The 3,427-nt window shown below is 52.8% G+C and carries 2 protein-coding genes; one reads left to right on the top strand and one right to left on the bottom strand.

From position 1 onward, the window contains the following. Positions 1-82: 82 nt before the first annotated feature. The gene (locus tag ACEW8P_RS13955; RefSeq protein WP_373513690.1) at positions 83-820 is read right to left on the bottom strand and encodes an IclR family transcriptional regulator; all 738 of its coding nucleotides are present in this window, start codon (positions 818-820) and stop codon (positions 83-85) included. A 255-nt stretch (positions 821-1,075) separates the two neighbouring features. On the opposite strand from ACEW8P_RS13955, the gene ACEW8P_RS13950 reads away from it, so the two are divergent. After that, on the top strand, positions 1,076-3,427 hold a 2,352-nt coding region (locus tag ACEW8P_RS13950), incomplete at its 3' end, for a SusC/RagA family TonB-linked outer membrane protein (protein WP_373513689.1).

Genomic DNA, 3,427 nt, shown 5'->3' with positions numbered 1-3,427 from the left:
TCAAATCGATAAAAAACCTTCGCTTTCTCTCAGAGTATCGGACTCTGTCTTTCAACTCCTTCTTTGAAAAAAAAGGCAATGCCTAACCCAGCCGTCCCGAAATCAACTTAGCTGCCCGTTTCAACGCCTCCACAATTTCCCACTGCTTCGCGTCGGAGCAGCGGTATTCGGGCAGGAAAACGCTCAGCCCAGCCACCATCTCTTGCCTGGAAAAGACGGGAACGGCAAAGCCCAGGACATGGCGGTCTTTGAGGTTGGTGGACACGATTTCATCGCGCCGGATGGTAGCTAGTTCCGCTTTGAGGCCGTCGGTAATGGTGGCACCGGGCCATAGTTCTTCATCAGGCAGACCGTTTAATTCGATGAAACGCTGCAATTCGCCTTCTTTCAAATAGGCCAGCAAGACGCGACCGCTGGCGGTTTCGTACGCGTTCCTTTCCGAATGCACCCGCACCTGCACTTCCTGAGAAGAATTGATGACGTTCAAGGCGTAGCGCCGATTATTTTGCAGAACGCCCAGGATACACGATTCGCCGATCTGAGCCGTGAGGTTTTCCATGATGTCCTGCGACGCCGTAATCAAGTCCTGGCCGTAGGCGGTTTCGTTGGTGAGTCGAAAAGCGGCTGGGCCGAGGCGGTAGCCCTTCTTCTTGCCAATATGTTCCAGGTAGCCACGATGCACCAAGGTTTTGATGATGTTGGCCGCCGTGGACTGGTTGAGTTCCAACTCCTCCGCAATTTCGGTTAGCGTGATGGCCTGGCCGTCGCGCCGGGCTACGAGTTCCAGGATGTCCAGTCCGCGGATTATTACTTGTACCATCTTTTCAGTCGTTTTATTCTTACTTCATCATTATGGGAGTAAAGGTAAGAGATTGTGGGGAAGAACTTTGATTTCAATTCAAAAATCTTATACTCTCAAAAATATTTAATATGCTTGACGTCAATATTTTAAATATTGGAAACAGCAAATAGTTTTATATAAAATAATTTAATTAATGTATTATTTGGGATAGTAGCTTGCGCTTTGTAATATTGTATCGTTGTAGTATTAATCAACAATGCGATAGTATTAATTATGAAACAAACCCTTTTACTCAAAAAAACCTTCCTGATTTGGAGTTTTTCGCTGCTCGTTTCAGCAGCCTTTGCCCAGACCATCACGGGCAAAGTCACGGACGAAAGCGGACAGCCGCTACCGGGTGTCAACGTGGTGGAGAAAAGTACTACCAACGGTACTTCTACCAATGCCAGCGGAGCGTTCTCTATCGCTACGACCAGCAGCAGTCCGATCCTGATTTTTTCCTTTGTGGGCTACGGCTCCCAAGAAATCGCGACGAACAACCGGAATACGCTAAACATCACGATGGCTCCCGACGACAAACTGCTCAGCGAGGTAGTCGTAGTGGGCTACGGCACCCAGCAAAAGAAAGACCTGACGGGTTCGGTGGTTTCCATCAAAGGGGCGGAATTACAGCAGGTACCCTCGCCCAACGCCATTCAGTCGTTGCAGGGACTGGTGGCGGGGGTGGACATTGCGGCCACCAGCAACCGCCCCGGCGCGTCGCCAAGCATCCGCATTCGGGGCAACCGCTCCATCAATGCTTCCAACGAGCCGCTGTTGGTGGTGGACGGCTTGCCTTTTGCGGGTAACCTCAACGACCTCAACTCTTCCGACATCAAGTCCATGGAAATCCTGAAAGATGCTTCCGCCACGGCCATTTACGGCTCGCGCGGGGCCAACGGCGTGGTTCTTATCACGACCAACCGAGGCACGGCGGGCAAAATCCAGGTGAGCTATAACGGCTATTACGGTATTCAAAAGCCGCTAAATCCGCCTAATATTATGAATGGGGCGGAATTTGCGGCTTTCGTGCGCGAAGCCCAGCGTAACGTGGGTCGCTACGCCTCTGACGTACCCGATGCCAAACTGGACGAGGGAATCTTCTATTTCCCCAATGCCGACGTGGTGGCATCGGTCAAGCAGGGCTATGACGCCAGCGGCAACTACGATCCGTCCAAGGTACGGGACTACGACTGGCTGGGGGCCATCACCCGCACGGGCGTGATGCAGGATCACCAGGTGAGCGTGCAAGCGGGATCGGAGAAAACCCAGACGTCCTTTTCGCTGGGGTACTTCAATAACGACGGTATCGAGAAGGGCTTCGGCTATGACCGCTGGAACATCCGTCTGACCATCGACAACCAGATCACCAGCCGCATCAAGGTCGGGGGTACCGGCGCGACCTCCATCAATTCCAACCGTTCGACCAGTAACCTGTACGCCCTGGCTTCCCGCGTGAACCCATTGGCACCGCTCTACGACGCCGACGGTATCATTATTCCAGAACCCGCCAGCGATCCGCTGATCACCAGCCCGTTGGCTATTTTGGGCGGGCGGTTCAGCCAAGCGAACTCCAAACGCTTTTATGGTAGTTTCTATTTGGAAGCCGGGTTGCTCGACGGGTTGAAGTACCGCCTGAACTATTCGCCCGATTATCGCACGAGCCGGACGGGGGACTTTTCGGATACCCAGGCCAACAATGGCAACCCCTCCAACGCGGGGTACAGCACCAATGAGCGGTATCACTACGTACTCGACAACCTGCTAATTTACGAAAAGACACTCGGTGGTATTCACAAATTAGGGGCCACTCTGCTGCAAAGTCTTGAAAGTGATCGCTACGAATCAATTTCAACCGACGTAAACGACCTGCCCTACGACAGTCAATTATACTATAATCTTGGGACGGCCAATTTCATTACTTCACTAGGTTCTGGCCTGAGCGAGTGGGCGCTGAGTTCTTACATGGCTCGTCTCAACTACGGCTTCAAAAGCAAATACCTGCTCACGCTGACGGGCCGCTACGATGGCTCTTCGCGGCTAGCACCGGGTAACAAATGGTCTTTCTTCCCCTCGGCAGCCTTGGCCTGGAACGCCTCGGAAGAACCTTTTATTCAGAACCTGAACGCCTTTACCGAACTCAAATTCAGGGCAAGCTACGGCATGACGGGAAACACGGCCATCAACCCCTACCAAACTCAGGGTGGCCTGGCCCGGACGATTTACGCCACCGACGACAGCCCCGCCTTTGGTTTCGAGCCTAACCTCATTACTAACCCCAACCTGGGCTGGGAGAAAACGCGGCAACTCAATGTGGGCGTGGATTTCGGGATTCTCAAAGACCGCATCACGGGTACCGTGGATCTGTACCGCCAGAACACGAGCGATCTGCTGCTGGCCCGGCAATTGCCCACTGCTTCAGGCTTTAGCTCAATTATCGAAAACGTAGGGGCCACCCGTAACTCAGGCATTGAGGTATCGCTGCGCGGGGTAGTCATCGACAACCCCTCCAGCAAATTTCGCTGGACGAACCAATTGATCTTTACCAAAAACAAAGAAGAGATCGTGTCGCTCTACAATGGCAAG

Origin of the sequence: Persicitalea sp. (genome assembly GCF_041751555.1) — a bacterium.
In the GTDB taxonomy this organism is placed as follows: domain Bacteria; phylum Bacteroidota; class Bacteroidia; order Cytophagales; family Spirosomataceae; genus Persicitalea.
Note: the sequence above shows the minus strand (reverse complement) of the source record. Positions and strands in the feature narration are given on the sequence as shown.

Bases quoted from the DNA above. Each gene is read 5' to 3' on its own strand.
- ACEW8P_RS13955 (WP_373513690.1), bottom strand. From the start codon at position 820: ATGGTACAAGTAATAATCCGCGGACTGGACATCCTGGAACTCGTAGCC.